This is a genomic window from Enterobacter sp. GD03975, from assembly GCF_029838645.1.
In the GTDB taxonomy this organism is placed as follows: domain Bacteria; phylum Pseudomonadota; class Gammaproteobacteria; order Enterobacterales; family Enterobacteriaceae; genus Enterobacter; species Enterobacter quasihormaechei.
Genome location: NZ_JAOBZC010000002.1, coordinates 475,378 through 491,264 on the forward strand (window position 1 = coordinate 475,378; position 15,887 = coordinate 491,264).

Annotated in this window: 17 protein-coding genes, 1 tRNA gene and 1 pseudogene; 2 read left to right on the forward strand and 17 right to left on the reverse strand. The window is 52.4% G+C overall.

Annotation, left to right across the window (positions count from 1 at the left end):
* Window positions 1–235: 235 nt before the first annotated feature.
* The 14 genes and pseudogenes from N5C09_RS05880 to proB form a co-directional block, all read right to left on the reverse strand.
* A complete protein-coding gene (locus N5C09_RS05880; RefSeq protein WP_279748640.1) occupies window positions 236–1,999 on the reverse strand; it encodes a primase-like DNA-binding domain-containing protein in 1,764 nt (587 codons plus the stop codon).
* A complete protein-coding gene (locus tag N5C09_RS05885; protein WP_279748641.1) occupies window positions 1,996–2,310 on the reverse strand; it encodes a DUF4222 domain-containing protein in 315 nt (104 codons plus the stop codon). Before N5C09_RS05885 ends, N5C09_RS05880 begins: the two co-directional genes overlap by 4 nt.
* 10 nt (window positions 2,311–2,320) lie before the next feature.
* Window positions 2,321–2,524: a hypothetical protein gene (locus N5C09_RS05890; RefSeq protein WP_020686326.1), complete on the reverse strand. Its 204-nt coding sequence runs from the start codon at window positions 2,522–2,524 to the stop codon at window positions 2,321–2,323.
* A gap of 115 nt (window positions 2,525–2,639) precedes the next feature.
* The gene (locus N5C09_RS05895) at window positions 2,640–3,515 is read right to left on the reverse strand and encodes a tyrosine-type recombinase/integrase (RefSeq protein WP_116326435.1); all 876 of its coding nucleotides are present in this window, start codon (window positions 3,513–3,515) and stop codon (window positions 2,640–2,642) included.
* Window positions 3,508–3,753, reverse strand: a complete 246-nt coding sequence (locus tag N5C09_RS05900) for a host cell division inhibitor Icd-like protein (RefSeq protein ID WP_279748666.1) — start codon at window positions 3,751–3,753, stop codon at window positions 3,508–3,510. The genes N5C09_RS05895 and N5C09_RS05900 overlap by 8 nt, the downstream gene beginning before the upstream one ends.
* Window positions 3,754–3,797: 44 nt before the next feature.
* Window positions 3,798–4,112: pseudogene (locus N5C09_RS05905) on the reverse strand (ash family protein); the annotation flags it as partial.
* Window positions 4,113–4,204: 92 nt separating this feature from the next.
* Window positions 4,205–4,813, reverse strand: coding sequence for a BRO family protein (locus N5C09_RS05910; RefSeq protein WP_063138967.1), 609 nt, complete (start codon window positions 4,811–4,813; stop codon window positions 4,205–4,207).
* A gap of 21 nt (window positions 4,814–4,834) precedes the next feature.
* Window positions 4,835–5,047 (reverse strand): AlpA family transcriptional regulator, encoded by a 213-nt coding sequence (locus N5C09_RS05915; RefSeq protein WP_074135079.1) that lies wholly within the window; start codon window positions 5,045–5,047, stop codon window positions 4,835–4,837.
* 209 nt (window positions 5,048–5,256) lie between these two features.
* Entirely contained in the window at window positions 5,257–5,940 is a 684-nt protein-coding gene (locus N5C09_RS05920; protein WP_224787900.1) for a hypothetical protein, read from the reverse strand.
* Window positions 5,941–5,949: 9 nt separating this feature from the next.
* Entirely contained in the window at window positions 5,950–6,321 is a 372-nt protein-coding gene (locus tag N5C09_RS05925; protein WP_006809974.1) for a hypothetical protein, read from the reverse strand.
* Window positions 6,322–6,462: 141 nt separating this feature from the next.
* On the reverse strand, window positions 6,463–7,677 hold the full coding sequence (locus tag N5C09_RS05930; RefSeq protein WP_116326436.1) for an integrase arm-type DNA-binding domain-containing protein: 1,215 nt from the start codon (window positions 7,675–7,677) through the stop codon (window positions 6,463–6,465).
* A 166-nt stretch (window positions 7,678–7,843) separates the two neighbouring features.
* A tRNA-Thr gene (locus N5C09_RS05935) sits at window positions 7,844–7,919 on the reverse strand.
* Between the two features lie 111 nt (window positions 7,920–8,030).
* Entirely contained in the window at window positions 8,031–9,284 is a 1,254-nt protein-coding gene (gene proA, locus N5C09_RS05940) for a glutamate-5-semialdehyde dehydrogenase (RefSeq protein WP_279748642.1), read from the reverse strand.
* An 11-nt stretch (window positions 9,285–9,295) separates the two neighbouring features.
* A complete protein-coding gene (gene proB, locus N5C09_RS05945; protein WP_063451759.1) occupies window positions 9,296–10,399 on the reverse strand; it encodes a glutamate 5-kinase in 1,104 nt (367 codons plus the stop codon).
* A 305-nt stretch (window positions 10,400–10,704) separates the two neighbouring features.
* On the opposite strand from proB, the gene phoE reads away from it, so the two are divergent.
* On the forward strand, window positions 10,705–11,757 hold the full coding sequence (gene phoE, locus N5C09_RS05950; protein WP_279748643.1) for a phosphoporin PhoE: 1,053 nt from the start codon (window positions 10,705–10,707) through the stop codon (window positions 11,755–11,757).
* Between the two features lie 132 nt (window positions 11,758–11,889).
* Here the strand turns inward: phoE and crl are convergent, their stop codons facing one another.
* From crl to gpt, 3 genes are all read right to left on the reverse strand, one after another.
* Window positions 11,890–12,291, reverse strand: a complete 402-nt coding sequence (gene crl / locus N5C09_RS05955) for a sigma factor-binding protein Crl (RefSeq protein ID WP_063451761.1) — start codon at window positions 12,289–12,291, stop codon at window positions 11,890–11,892.
* 56 nt (window positions 12,292–12,347) lie between these two features.
* Window positions 12,348–13,592 carry an esterase FrsA gene (frsA, locus tag N5C09_RS05960; RefSeq protein ID WP_063869152.1) on the reverse strand — a complete coding sequence of 415 codons (1,245 nt, stop codon included), beginning with the start codon at window positions 13,590–13,592 and terminating at the stop codon, window positions 12,348–12,350.
* A 104-nt stretch (window positions 13,593–13,696) separates the two neighbouring features.
* Window positions 13,697–14,155 (reverse strand): xanthine phosphoribosyltransferase, encoded by a 459-nt coding sequence (gene gpt / locus N5C09_RS05965; protein WP_003863205.1) that lies wholly within the window; start codon window positions 14,153–14,155, stop codon window positions 13,697–13,699.
* Between the two features lie 258 nt (window positions 14,156–14,413).
* Between gpt and pepD the strand changes: the two genes are divergently transcribed.
* Window positions 14,414–15,871, forward strand: a complete 1,458-nt coding sequence (pepD, locus tag N5C09_RS05970) for a cytosol nonspecific dipeptidase (protein ID WP_193528354.1) — start codon at window positions 14,414–14,416, stop codon at window positions 15,869–15,871.
* The last annotated feature ends 16 nt before the right edge of the window (window positions 15,872–15,887 follow it).

A 15,887-nucleotide genomic window follows, 5' to 3' on the forward strand; every position in this document is an offset into this window, starting at 1 on the left:
TCTTTTAAAACAATATATTAACCTATGAATACCAGCCTACATTTTGGGATTTGAGGTCTACACGGTATACATCATTCTGTTTAATAAACCATCAGATGATTAATGAGAAAATGAACACCATGTACACCCTGTGTATACCTGAAAACAAGGTATACATGGTTTACTTCACTGATCTATATATAAATTATTCTCTCGATGTATACCATGTATACCTTTCTCCATATTTATCTGAACTTCATTCTTTATGACCGGCTACAGGATGCGTCTGAGGTAACCAGTCTTCCGCACTTTCCGAAAGTTCAACGTTAGTCACCATGCCACGGGCTCTACGTTCCTTACGGTACTCGTGATTAAACTCCCGCATCGCGCTTTCCATCCCCTCTGCGAATTTATTCAGCGTCAGCGGCTTGTCGAAACCGTTGGCCTCCAGGAATGCCAGATAAGCGTGATAGAGATAAATTCGCGGATAGTGAGGCGGATTGCGGTTTCCTACCATCATTCCCGCACAATCAGCCAGTCGCTCAAGGTGAGCGCAGAAGGCATACAGCGGATCCGTTTTCTGCTTCACCTCCAGTGCTTCTTCGCTGTTCCGTTGCTCCAGCAGCAGCGCCCGCGCTTTTTCCGGGTCCGCAAAGTTCGCCAGCAGCCGGCGAACAACTACCGGAATTTCAGCGGATATCTTTTCTGCCAGGTCGGGATCTTTATTCTCTTCGCTGACGCGCCGGTTAAACTGGAAAATTACGCGGCGCCGGGAAACGCCGCCGGCACGTTCGGTGAAAATCATCGGCGTGTTGTTCGTGGCCACAACCACCGCCCGCAGAACGGCGGTGTACTGGTGCTCGTGTTTGGGGTCTATCTCCACGGCATCCCCGCCGGTTATCGCTTTTATCCCGGTGCCTTCTCCTGAATATTTGGGCTGATCAGGAAGCGTTATCATGCTTTTCCCGACGAACTGCGCCCGCCCGCGCGCGCTGTCGAGCGCCGCCATGTTCCCGCTGGCGGTGTTATGCGCCCCGGCCAGCATCGTGGCGATGTGGGTAAAGACGCTTTTCCCGCTGCCGCCCTCCCCGGTTATCTCGAGGAACAGCTGCCAGTCGTACCGGTTCGCCAGCACCATAAAGAGCGCCGCAGCGATACGCTGCATCTTAATTGCGTCTCTATCTGATGCGTAACTTAGCCACTTATGGAAGTTCGGCGCGTGGTCGCGGAGGTTTTCGCCCGGTACCGCCGGTGTATAGGTCACGCCGTTATGGTTGGTCAGCCAGTTATCCTGGCTGTGTTCGGAGAAAATGCCGGTTTCCATATCGTAGACGCCGTTTGCAAAGGGGATCAGGCTGCGCCGCGGCTCTCCCATTACCGGGATAACGATTTTGAGGGCGTCGATAACGTTGTTGATCGCGCGCTTGCTGAAGTTGGTTTTGTTCTCGTTGTAGATAGCCACCATTTCGCGGCTCAGCTCGAGCAAAGCCGTTTTCTCCCAGATGCCGGCACGGTAGACGTACACGCCCTCGCTGTTTTCATTGATCGCAATGCCGGTGTAACGCGCGGCCAGTATGAGCGCCTTTTCGTTATCAGCCAGGTCGCGGAGGTTTACATCCGTCAGCGGTTTGCCGATCACCATGCTTTTGCCGGCTTCCGCATCGGCTTTGAGGCGCGGCAGTCGCGGCGTCCAGTCCTCCAGAAGCTGATAACCTTCAGAGTAGAATTGCGCGCGCTCCACGCCGGCCACCGCCAGCTTTGTAGCGAGAATGGTTATCTGCCGTTCGGTCAGATGCCCGCCACGACAAACCCGGGCATAGAGCCGGCCATCATCCACAATCCGGATATTCTCCAGCTCCGCCAGCTGCTTTTTATCCAGCACGACCGGCGGCACGGTGTCACCAATCGGGTTCATTTCCTGCCATGCTTTGGCGAACGTCCAGGCATCGGCGCCGGCAAAGATAATTGACTCCTCCATGAGATCCGCCGGCTGCTTTTTAAGGTTTGGTGCATTCTTCATTTTCTGTTCCCTCGCTCCCTGATGATTTCCCGCATAACCCGAATTCGTTCGATGCCCTGTACCCGCATAATCCGATCGATATCTTTTTCGCCGGCGACCGGCGCGGAAGAAATAAATTCAAACTCCCGTACCAGTCTTTCGGGCGTGCAAAAACACGGTGAGCAGTACCCTTCACGGCAATATGTCACTCTGTCGAATCGGTAACTTTCGATAATTACGATATTGCCCCGACTGTCCTTCCATTTATCGCCCGGCCTGATTTCAGGGTGAGCGCGGGCACCAGCAGCTAAGCCGGAATTTTTAATCGTCATATTTTTTACCTCACGCCGCTGGCGGGATTACCTGATAACCAATTTTCCTCAGAAAGCGCGCGGCACTCTCCACCGTAAAAATGATCTCGTCGTCCATAAGGGGGCGCATCGACTGAAGACCATTTGACGTGTCCACCAGATAGCGGCCGCCGGCCGGGAAACTGAAAACGTTTTTGCCGTCGGCCCGGCGAACCAGATCGTACACAGGAGTCATAATTTCTCCTCCCCATCCCTTAATGACTGGCTGGCAAAACAATATCGCGCACTATTTAATTGCTCAGATACGTGATCGGCAAAAGCGCCGAGACGGCAAAATTGGATAACCATTTTCATACAGATACCTCCATGGCCAGACGGGATTGAATGGCGGAGGCTTTACTGCCTAACTGGAGGTAAGTTCGGGTGATTGCCGGGTTACTGTGCCCGAGCATTTCAGAGGCGACCAGCAAACCCTGTTCGCCGCCGGCGGACATGAGATTAAAGGCGGCAATTTTGCGGCTGGAGTAGGCACTCAGGCGCAGACGCGTGTTTACGACGCGCGTAAACCACAGCATTACGTTGTGCAGTTTCTTCCAGATTGTCTGGCGGCTCACGCTACCTTCCAGAGACTGGCAACGATTACTTTCGATCTGGCTGCGGGAAAATACCAGGTCGTCACCGATAAGATTGCGCTCCATGCGTTCGCGCAGCCGCTTGATAATGCCCGGCGGCAGCTGTTTGGTGTCGTGCTTAACTTCAGCCTTTGCCACCAGCTCAAACACGATCGCCTGTTCTTCTTCCGTCATGCCGGCGGCCAGCTCGTCGCAGCTCACGCTATCCCAGTGCATGTACCCAATGTGATCGCCAGCAAGCCGGGCAGCGTCCTTACGCTGCTGGCGAACAATCTCGATCCCCTTCCGGGTCGCTCTGGCTTCCGCTGCTTTGGTCTGCTTCGCTACGATGATTGTTGCAATGCCGGTTTCCCAGTTAATGCACGAGTAACGAAAGTTGCACACGTCACTGGTACGCCAGCCGGTTACGGTCGATATATCCCACCAGAGTAAAACCCAGTCCGGCTGGGTCTGCTGGATACGTTCGCGCAGTTTGCGCTGCTCTTCCCGTTCGTAAACAGGGGTCATGGTGCGGGTGCCTTTCGTGGTAGTGGCTTTTACCACGTTGCCGCGCAGCGCGCGGGCTTTAGCTGTAAGGGTCTGGAGGTTAAACATAGCTACCTCCCAATTTCGCAACATCCAGTTCAAACGCGCCGCTGCTGTACTGATAAAGCGAACATTCAGAGCGAATTTTGGCGGCAAAAATAAGATCCCAGCGGGAATACCACTCGCGGGCTTCTTGCTCACTATCGGCAACGATGCGGATAACAACGGGAGTGCACGTTTGGCCTTTCGGCGTACCGAGGAAAAGCCAGGTAAATTTGGGCAGTTTTTGGGTTGGGGTAGTAGCCATGTGGCAGCCTCCTTTTGCTTACTGGAGTCACCACCTGAGTTCTCACGCTCATAAAGGGTGGTGACACTGACGGGGGTGAGAATACCGGTGCAAAAGGATACCGGCCAGCCTTTCGGCTGCCCCGCCAGCGCCACCATAGATTCGACGCGGATCTTCCCCGCTGAATGAAGATGTACTGGCTTTACGACACAAAAAAAGACGCTATAGGCGTCTGGTATCGCCTTTTGCTTATCCGGGTTCTCACGCCCGACACCAGATTTTGCTGGTGCTTTTAAAGCATACCCTTCAGTTGAATAACAAGGCAAGGAGTTTTTAGGATGAGCGAAACCCTGCCCCAGATGGGCATAAATGTTCTTCATGGCATTAACCTTTTCGAATTTTTTAGTGAGCTGTCGCGACAAACTTATTTTGAGTGCTCAACATCGCAAGAGCACGCAAGTTATTCACGAACTCAATTTATTTCATCCGTTAAAGGGCGAACTTCAGTAAACGGCTCATGACCATCTTCGCCTAACAGCTCGGGCTGATACTTACGCCATAGCTGGCTCTCCTCCCGCACAAGAGCCTCTTTTACTGCCTTACACTGCTGCAACTTATACCCGCGTTTGCTGGCCTCCTGCTGATAAGCAGCCATGCGCCGGCTGAAGTCGTTCAGGAACACGAACGGCACTCCATAGAAGCCAGTTTTACGAATTGAGGGAATGACCTCACGGAATACCCAATTACTGAACTGGTGCGCAAAGGTGCCGGGAGTAGTCGCCTTACGACTACGTGAGATCAGTTTGTAGAATCCTGACTCGCAGACAGTTCGCATTGTCTGCTTTCCACCAGGGGTGGGTATTAAACACTCCCCCTTTTCATCATCATCCAGACGTCGCAAAGCAACCTTGTGATCAGTTATTTCCAGAGCTGCGCATACATCTGCCGCGACAAACCATGGCTCACCCAGGATCTTAACAATTCGTACTTTTGCATCCTCAAATTTAATTACCGAAATATCATCACTGCTGTTTTCTGGGTGAGCAAAACCCTGCCCGGCACGGGCATTTTTGATAGTCATCTTAGTTTTCCCCGGGCTAAGTTACAGTTGTGGCTTTGTGGAAATTAACGCATCACGCTCTTCGATCCGCTGGCTTATCCATTCGTCAATTTCACTTTCAACAAATGCGATAGCTCGGGCTCCAATTTTAACTGATTGTGGAAAGCGATTTTCTTTAAGGAGACGATAGATCCACGCTTTGCTATAGCCTGTTCGTTTCTGTACTTCTGCAAATCTAATTAATGAATAAGACATATATACCTCGTGTCGTCTAATGAAGTTCACGAGAATAATTTAATCAGAACTAGAACTATGATTGTGGAAACCGATATAAGATTGTTGGAAGGGATGATAGATAGCCTACAGGCCATGAAATCGTTTTTTTAAGTGCGTTTGGAAATGACTAAAGCATGAACGCGAGACTTTGGAAGTTGAGACCCGCGTTCACATTAACTTTGGAAATGCTAACCATCGCTTTCTGGAAATGTGACTTCCAAAGCCTCCTTTATGAGGTTTGTCATCTGTTTTTCCGTCACTACCATCCCTTGATATCCCAGAGTAGCCAGGTTCTGTGCAACCGCACGAGCAATTGCCAGCTTGTTCAGGCGCTCACCATTTCGATAGCTTTTACTTGATTTTTCGAGGGCGATAGCCATACCTGCAATCATCATCAATGCAGTGTTTTTACCGGGGAACTCCCCCCATTGATCTAGATAGACCTGATTTGTTTGTTCATTTACAGTCGGTTGCTGTAAGGGTAAAGGCCAGTTGAAATTATGTTCTGTAACCCATTTTTCAACCTCACTACGCACGAGCATACAATCACGCCGATCATGGTCCATGTTATCGTAGTGGGAAATATCCCTTGCGGTTAGTTTTGAATTATCAATCGCATCCCAGAGAGATTCTTTATAAGCTTCATATTCGTGAGATTTTTCACCTGTAATATTTTCTCTTGGATTTGCGCCAACAATTAAACGTGCAGAGTCACTAAGAGAGATACTATCTCTTGAAAGATATGGAACAAGCCAACTTGGTAAATTTTTCTTTAAACCAATGTTATATTCCAATAAATTATCATGCAGATTAAGACCTAACGTTTTCTCAATCTCTGAACGATTAAATCCTATAAAATCAAATGAATTCATAGCATCACCTTAAAATGGAATATCGTCATGAAAATTGAGATCTGAAGAGCTAGAGGTTTGCTCTTGGCCTTCTTGTGTCATAGATGGAGTCCATCCCTCGTAAGGAGGTTCATCCATAGTAGGGTTTGCCATAACACTGCTAAGCATTTCATAGGCACTAAAAGAAGGATCACCGAAAGTTGGTCGTCTGGTGATTCCACGAGAGTCTTGTATCAATAGACTCGGTGCGTATTCTTGTTCTTCATCAAGTTTAATGATTATCCAGTTTGCGATTTGATCCCTTGTCATGTCAGGGAATTTTGCCTCAATTCGAGCAATCAATTCCCTAATGCTTATAAACTGCTGTTTTTTTGCTTTGAGCTCTACTGCTGGATTAAGCATACGCCACCTCGCGTCCTCTATCTGGTGGCATTGCCAGCCCGCAGAGGTGCGCGGGTTTTCGGTGATCAGCCTAGACAATGCCTAATTATTGTTCGTCTACTGAAGTCTACTACTGTCAATTAGCACTGTCTATACATACAGTTAAGCGCTTTTCCCAAACGTTCCATGCACTACATTTTCGCCGTTTTCCAACGCCTCCATATAGTCGGCATACCACTGGAGCATTTCGCGGCGGCCATCCAGATACTGGGCGTGGTTGTACGTTCCTCGAATAGAGTTTTTGTCGACGTGTGCCAGCTGCGTTTCTATCCACGCGGTGTTGTAGCCCTGTTCGTGCAGGATTGTACTCATGGTGTGCCGGAAACCGTGCCCGGTGACTTTTCCGTTATAGCCAATCCGCTTGAAGACTTGGTTTATGCTGGCTTCACTCATTGTTTTTCGCGGATCGTTACGGCCTGGGAACACAAGCGGGTAATTGCCTGTTAGCTCTTGGATCTGACCAATAAGCGTAAGAGCTTGCCTGGACAACGGCACCACATGAGGGCGACGCATTTTCATGCGTGAAGCGGGTATTTCCCAGACCGCCTTACTGATATTGATTTCATCCCAAAATGCCCCACGGAGTTCGCCGGGACGCAATCCGGTGATAATCAGCAAACGAGCAGCCAAAACTACTAACTCGCTTCCTGAATATCCTGACAACGCATTGAAGAAATCAGGCAATTCTTTCGGTGTAAGGAAAGGAAAATGATTGGACTCGTGCCCTTGCATCGCACTGGTGAGATCCGGGGCGGGGTTATACTCAGCTCGACCGGTGACTATTGCGTAACGGAAAACTTCCCCACAGCGCTGCCTAACTTTTCTTGCCTTTTCGGTAGCACCGCGCCCCTCTATGCGCCGCAGTACATTCAACAGTTCAAGCGGTTTAATATCGGCTATTGGTTTTTTGCCAATGTATGGGAACACATCTTTATTGAAGGCTTCGAGGATGTCTGAAGCATACCCAGCAGACCATTTTTTTAGTTTGTTGCTGTGCCACTCAAGGGCAATATCTTTGAAGGTGTTGTTTAACTGCGTTTCACGGGCGATCTTCTCTTCCCGTTTCGCTTCCATAGGATCGATACCCCCAGCGATACCCCTTTTGGCTTCTTCACGTTTTGCCCGAGCATCGGCCAACGTGACTTCAGGATACACACCCAGCGCTAACAGCTTCTCTTTACCGGCAACACGATACTTGAGCCGCCAGTATTTGCCGCCATTAGGTTTAATCAGGAGATACAAACCACCACCATCAGCCAGCTTGAAAGGCTTATCTTTAGGTTTGGCGGCGTCCACCTGCCGGGCGTTTAGTTTCACTTGGGGGTACCTCCTCTAGACCGAACAGCAAATACCCCCATAAGTACCCCCAAACGACCGTAGATTTCAGGGAACTTTAGTAGACGTAGAAATACTAAAAGGGGCTGCAAAGCGCAGAGTATAAGGGGTTTTAGTGAACTTTAGTAGACTTGGGGAGACGTTAGAATGGTGCCGATAATAGGAGTCGAACCTACGACCTTCGCATTACGAATGCGCTGCTCTACCAACTGAGCTATATCGGCCCTGAGAGGCCGGTTACGAGCGTAACCACGGGGCAAAAGAGTAGATCTAACCGGGTGATGCGTCAATGCCCTTTTGAATCAAACGGCTATTTTTGCATCACCCGCGATTATTTACGCACGAATGGTATCATCACCGAAGCCGATCCACTTGTAGGTGGTCAGCGCTTCCAGCCCCATCGGACCCCGGGCGTGAAGCTTCTGAGTGCTCACAGCTACCTCCGCGCCAAGACCAAACTGGCCGCCATCGGTGAAGCGCGTCGAGGCATTCACGTAAACCGCAGATGAGTCCACTTCATTCACAAAACGATCGGCATTACGCAGGGTGCGCGTCAGGATCGCATCAGAATGCTGGGTGCCGTGTTCACGAATGTGCGCAATGGCGTCATCGAGATCCGCAACCATCTTCACGTTCAGATCCAGCGACAAATACTCATCGTCGTACTGCTCCGCGTTAACCGGAACAACCGTCGCCGGGCCGTCCTTCAACAGAGCGAAAGCCTTCTCGTCCGCATGCAGCGTGACGCCACTTTCCGCCATCTGCTTGCTCAGCGCAGGCAGGAAAGTACTGGCGATGCCCTGATGCACCAGCAGCGTTTCCACCGTATTACAGGTGCTTGGACGCTGGGTTTTGGCGTTGACGATGATCTTAAGCGCAGGTGCGATTTCTGCGGTGTCATCCACCACGATATGGCACACGCCGATACCGCCGGTGATCACCGGGATCGTCGACTGCTCACGACACAGCTTATGCAGGCCCGCGCCGCCGCGTGGGATCAGCATGTCGATGTATTTGTCCATGCGCAGCATCTCGTTCACCAGCGCACGATCGGGGCTTTCGATTGCCTGCACGGCACCCGCCGGTAAGCCGCACTCTTCCAGCGCCTGCTGGATGACGTTGACCGTCGCGGCGTTGGTGCGCCAGGTCTCTTTCCCGCCGCGCAGAATCGCGGCGTTACCGGTTTTCAGGCACAGGGAGGCGACATCCACCGTCACGTTTGGACGCGCTTCATAAATCACGCCGATAACGCCGAGCGGCACGCGGCGTCGCTCCAGACGTAACCCGCTGTCGAGCACGCCACCGTCAATCACCTGCCCTACCGGATCTGCGAGGTTGCACACCTGACGGACGTCGTCGGCGATACCTTTCAGACGCGCCGGGGTTAGCGCCAGGCGGTCGAGCATCGCTTCGCTCAGGCCGTTGCGGCGCGCTTCCAGCAGATCCTGTTCGTTAGCGAGCAGGATCTCCTGCGACTGAGATTCCAGATAATCAGCGATTTTTTCCAGCACGCGGTTTTTCTCGCGGCTGGAAAGGAGCGCCAGTTTATAAGAGGCGGCTTTCGCGGCTGCGCCCATTTGTTCCAGCATGTTCAGGCTCCTTAACGAATAATCATGTCGTCGCGATGCACAGCAACCGGGCCATATTCATAGCCCAGGATGGCGTCGATCTGCTGGGAGTGGTGACCCGCAATCCGACGCAGCGCGTCGCTGTTATAACGACTGACGCCATGAGCGATGTCGCGACCTTCAAGGTTACGGATTCGGATCACTTCACCACGCGAGAAGTTACCTGTCACGCTTTTAATTCCTTTTGGAAGTAATGAGCTTCCTCTTTCCAGAATAGCGGCAGTAGCGCCTTCATCCACGGTCAGTTCGCCAGCCGGAGGCGCGCCAAAGATCCAGCGTTTTCGGTTTTCCAGCGGGGAGGCCTGGGCGTGGAAACGCGTGCCCACAGAGATGCCTTCCATCACGTCACCGATGACGCCAGGGCGGCTGCCTGCGGCAATAATGGTGTCGATACCGGCCCGGCACGCCACGTCCGCGGCCTGGAGCTTGGTGCCCATACCGCCGGTGCCCAGCCCAGAAACGCTGTCACCCGCGATGGCGCGCAGCGCGTCATCAATGCCGTGAACGTCTTTGATCAGTTCTGCCTGTGGATTGGAACGCGGGTCAGCGGTAAACAGCCCCTGCTGATCGGTCAGAAGTAGCAGCTTATCGGCCCCTGCCAATATCGCCGCCAGCGCAGAGAGGTTATCGTTATCGCCTACTTTGATTTCAGCGGTGGCAACTGCGTCGTTTTCGTTGATGACCGGAACGATATTGTTATCCAGCAGCGCGCGCAGCGTATCGCGGGCGTTAAGGAAACGTTCTCTGTCTTCCATATCCGCGCGCGTCAGCAGCATCTGCCCCACGTGAATGCCGTAGATGGAGAACAGTTGTTCCCAGAGCTGGATGAGTCGACTTTGTCCCACGGCGGCCAGCAGCTGTTTGGAGGCGATCGTCGCGGGGAGTTCGGGGTAGCCCAGGTGTTCACGCCCGGCGGCAATCGCCCCGGAGGTCACAATCACAATACGATGCCCTGCGGCATGCAACTGAGCACACTGACGTACAAGCTCAACAATATGGGCACGATTCAGGCGGCGCGATCCGCCCGTTAACACACTGGTACCGAGTTTTACCACCAGCGTCTGGCTATCACTCATGATTCTCTGCCGTTCAACAATAAGGGAAAATGATGTCAGTCAGACGTTTTAACAGGTGTCAGCCCCGTTGCCAACTGCCTTAGCACATCACCCGTCACTTTGTTGCGCGGGATCAGGAAGCGTAGCGGCAGATTTTGACAATTTTATTACCGAAAAATTAAAACATACTTTTTTAGACATATTCTTACTTTGTCATAAAAGTTTCACCCACGGACGATAAAACCCTTCCTGTTTTTCACGGGGTAATAAGTTGAATCTTATTGCTCAGCGAATATTAGCGCGTTTGTATAAAATCAGGATTGAAAATGAAAAAGAGCACTCTGGCATTAGTGGTAATGGGCGTAGTTGCTTCCGCATCTGTTCACGCAGCAGAAGTTTATAATAAAAACGGTAATAAACTGGACGTGTACGGCAAAGTAAAAGCAATGCACTACATCAGTGATGATGACGCTAAAGATGGTGACCAGACTTACGTTCGTTTCGGCTTTAAAGGTGAAACGCAGATTAACGATCAGCTGACGGGCTACGGACGTTGGGAAGCAGAATTCGCGGGTAACAAAGCAGAAAGCGATTCTTCTCAAAAAACACGTCTGGCATTTGCTGGCCTGAAACTGAAAGACTTCGGCTCTCTGGATTACGGTCGTAACCTGGGCGCGCTGTATGACGTCGCTGCCTACACCGATATGTTCCCTGAGTTCGGCGGTGACGGCCTGGCACAGACCGATAACTTCATGACCAAACGCGCCTCCGGCCTGGCTACCTACCGCAATACCGACTTCTTTTGCATGGTTGACGGTCTGAATATGACCCTGCAATACCAGGGCAAAAATGAAAACCGCGACGTGAAAAAACAAAACGGAGACGGCTTCGGTACCTCTCTGAGCTATGACTTTGGCGGCAGCGATTTCTCTGTGATTGGTGCATATGCCAGCTCCGATCGCACCAACGAGCAAAACCTTCAGGCGCGCGGCGAAGGTAAAAAAGCAGAAGGCTGGGCGACCGGTCTGAAATACGATGCCAACGATATTTACCTGGCCGCTATCTATTCCGAAACCCGCAACATGGCCCCTATTTCCGGCGGGTTTGCGAATAAAGCGCAAAACTTCGAAGTGGCCGCGCAATATCAATTTGACTTTGGTCTGCGTCCATCTCTGGGCTACGTGCAGTCTAAGGGCAAAGATATCGAAGGTATCGGCGATGAAGATATCGTGAAATACATCGACGTCGGTGCGACTTATTATTTCAACAAAAATATGTCTGCGTTTGTTGATTATAAAATCAACCAGATCGATGACGATAATAAACTGGGCGTAAGCAGCGATGATATCGTTGCGCTGGGCTTGACCTACCAGTTCTGATGCTGTGGTAATAAAAAAACCGGCGCTGAGCCGGTTTTTTTGTGCCCGGTGGCGCTGTGCTTACCGGGCCTACAGGAAAGTACATCTTGTAGGCCGGGCAAGGCGTAGCCCCCACCCGGCGCGGTGATATCATCAGGCGGTCAGCTTCACCGCTTCGCTGGAAAAATCATCCGCAGGTTCCAGCTTCAGATCCAGCGTGGCCAGCAAATCACGCGCCCTGCCGTGGAACTCTTTAAGCGTGTGTTCCAGGCGGTCAATCACCTCCTGATCCTTGATGGACGTCGCCTGCCAGTACCCGTCTTTATTAAACAGGCCAAACTGATAGCTATAGGTAAAACGGTTTTCCTGTGCTTCCATTTCCATCCACCAGCCCCAGAACTCACGTTTTTCGGGTGCAGGCTTCACGTTGACGCAAACAGCCAGGCAGTCGAAAAAAAAGCGATTCTCTTCACACTGCTCTTCTCGAATATACGGGCCAAGAGCCATGAACTTCTTAATCAGTCTACTTTTCGGGTGTCCACTCGGTAACGTCATTGCGATCTCCTTTTGTGAAGCACTGTTTTACCAAACCAACGAAATTTAGCAAACTATTAACACAATCTCTGCGTGATCCAGCGTGTAATCTCTTTCAGCGCTTTGTCAAAATTCTGGTACACCGGGCTGAAGGGTACCTCCAGCAATTTGCCATCCGAAGATGACGACGTGATTAAGCGTGACTCCTCTTCCGGGCTAAACGGATCGTTCTTCCAGAAGCCGGACATCATCGGAGTTGGGCACCGGCGGCCCAGTAAGCCCTGCGTTTTTAATGAGTACCGATTAAGTTCAATGCGTAACGCTTCATCTGAAGCATCATGCATGCCAAGCCGGCTCGCCAGCACGTCCAGATACATCTCAGGAACGTTACCCTGACGCTCCGGATCGCTTAACAGCGCATGCACCACCGGGCCAAGGCAGGCGACGGCCTTCAGGCGGGAAGATTCAAGGTAGGCCAGCCGAACCGCCACGTTAGCGCCGAAGCGGAAACCAAACGCGCCCACCCGGGTGTGGTCCACCCACGGAATATTCTCCAGCGCTTTTAACGCATGCTGGTGCAGCAGACTGGAATCCTGAGTGAGCTTCCACTTGGATGAAAAACCGATCGAAGGCATATCCAGCGTCAGCATGGCGATCCCGTTTGGTGCGAAGTAGCGCTCATACAGGCTGTAATAATCGATTTGCAACGAATCCAGGCCGCCGCACATCAGAACCGTCGGGAACGGGCCTTCGCCTTCCGGCATATGCAGGAACCCGGTTACCGGGCTGCCGCCGGGAATGGTGAACTCAATTTCACGCATCCGGCCAGGCAAACGCTGGGCGGCCTCTTCATAGGCGCGGTTGGCCAGCGCCTGTGCCTGCTCCGCCAGCTCGTCGCCCTTAAGATGTGGGTAAGCAGCGATGCTGTACAGGTTTGCCGCATGCAGCCAGTGCTTGCCGCTGAGCGCCGCGTCCTCTTCCTGGCTCGCTTTCTGCTGCCAGAGCATGGCCTGCTTCGACCATTCGTAGATCCAGTTCCCACCACGGTAGCCCACCACCGTATCGTAGAGATCGCTGTCGGTGCGCTCAGACTCGCTCATCACGATACGCGCCTGCACGTCGAGAATTTCACGCGGATCGATGCCGCGCCAGATCCACATCAGGCGGTTAATCATGCGGTACCAGTGAGGCACGTTCTTACCGTCTAACGCTGACTGGACAGCAGGCATTGTTCCCGGATTAAACCGACGCACCAGCGTCGACGTTTCAGGGTGCTTGAAACGAGGTTTGAAGAGAGTTTCGGTGAGATTCGCCTGCGTCATTGCGTTGCCTCCATGGATACGTCATATGAAGACCATTGTAACGCGTGGCAGACCAAAAAGAACAACGCCCGGCATAGCCAGGCGTGTAAAGTTACGTACTGAAATTAACGGCCGGAGATAGGCGGTACAAAGACCACGCCCATATCCCATGGCTGTTCAATCCAGGTATCCTGCGGGATATCAATGACGTAATCATCAACCAGTGGGCGGCCCGCTGGTTTCGCGAAGATAGTGACGAAGTGCGCTTTAGGATACATTTCGCGGATAGCTACCGCGGTACCGCCGGTGTCCACCAGATCGTCGATAACGATGAAGCCTTCACCGTCGCCTTCCGCGCGTTTCAGCACTTTCAGCTCGCGCTGGTTGTCGTGATCGTAGCTGGAGATACAGACGGTATCGACATGACGAATACCCAGCTCACGTGCCAGCAGCGCCCCCGGTACCAGACCGCCACGGCTGACGGCAATAATGCCTTTCCACTGTTCGGAAGGCATCAGACGCGCAGCCAGTTTGCGTGCGTGAATCTGCAACATGTCCCAGGTGACGACGTATTTTTCGCTCATGTGAAGTGTCCCAGCCTGTTTATATACGGCTTAAAAAAATGAGGGTGAACCAGGTTGCGCGAGATTATAGAGATCTGACGCACTAAAAACCAGTGTTACGCGCCAACAGCCTGAGTTTTTACATGCTTAATGCTACCAGCCACGGGAGAAAGTGGTATTCTCAGTTGCATCTCGCAAGCCCGTCTTGTGGTAACAATCAACCTGCTAACCCTGTGACCTGCAACATTGTTTTGCAGCGCATCGACAAGGAGACCTATCGTGTCTGAACTGTCTCAATTATCTCCGCAGCCGCTGTGGGATATTTTTGCCAAAATCTGCTCCATTCCGCACCCTTCCTATCATGAAGAACAGCTCGCCGAACATATTATGGGCTGGGCAAAGGAAAAAGGTCTGCACGCCGAGCGTGACCAGGTTGGCAACATTCTTATCCGCAAACCTGCCACCGCAGGTATGGAAAACCGCAAGCCGGTTGTCTTGCAGGCGCACCTGGATATGGTTCCGCAGAAAAACAACGACACCGTTCACGACTTCACCAAAGATCCGATCCAGCCGTATATCGACGGCGAGTGGGTGAAGGCGCGCGGCACAACGCTGGGCGCGGATAACGGTATTGGTATGGCTTCCGCGCTGGCCGTACTGGCTGACGACAGCGTCGAGCACGGTCCGCTCGAAGTGCTGCTGACCATGACCGAAGAAGCGGGCATGGACGGCGCGTTCGGCCTTCAGGCGAACTGGCTGCAAGCGGACATTCTGATCAATACCGACTCTGAAGAAGAAGGTGAGATCTACATGGGCTGCGCGGGCGGGATCGACTTCATCTCTACCCTGCCGCTGTCCCGCGAAGCGGTTCCTGCCGGCTTCGAAACCTTCAAGCTGACGCTGAAAGGTTTGAAAGGCGGCCACTCCGGCGGTGATATTCACCTGGGCCTGGGCAACGCCAACAAACTGCTGGCACGTTTCCTGGCGGGCCACGCGGCTGAGCTGGATCTGCGCCTGGTGGACTTCAACGGCGGTACCCTGCGTAACGCAATCCCTCGCGAAGCCTTCGCGACCGTGGCGGTACCCGCGGCGAAAGCGGACGAGCTGAAAAAACTCGCCAGCGCATATCTGGATATCCTGAAAAACGAACTCTCTGAGAAAGAGAAAAACCTGACCGTGGTGCTGGAGTCCGTTACGACGGATAAAGCCGCGCTGACCGCGCAGTCTCGTGACACGTTTGTTCAGCTGCTGAACGCGACGCCAAACGGCGTGATCCGTAACTCTGACGTCGCGAAAGGCGTGGTGGAAACCTCTCTGAACGTGGGCGTGGTCACCATGGGCGACGACAGCGCGGAAATCATCTGCCTGATCCGTTCCCTGATCGACAGCGGTAAAGAGTACGTGGTGAGCATGCTGGAATCTCTGGGTACCCTGGCGGGCGCGAAAACGTCTGCCAAAGGCAGCTACCCGGGCTGGCAGCCGGATGCAAGTTCTCCGGTTATGGCACTGGTGCGTGAAACCTATCAGCGCCTGTTCAACAGCACCCCGAACATTCAGGTTATTCACGCGGGTCTGGAGTGTGGTCTGTTCAAGAAACCGTATCCGGACATGGACATGGTTTCCATTGGGCCAACCATCACCGGGCCACACTCGCCGGATGAGCAGGTTCACATTGAAAGCGTTGGGCATTACTGGACACTGCTGACTGAACTGCTGAAGGCGATCCCTGCGAAGTAATTTGTCGTCTGTTGCC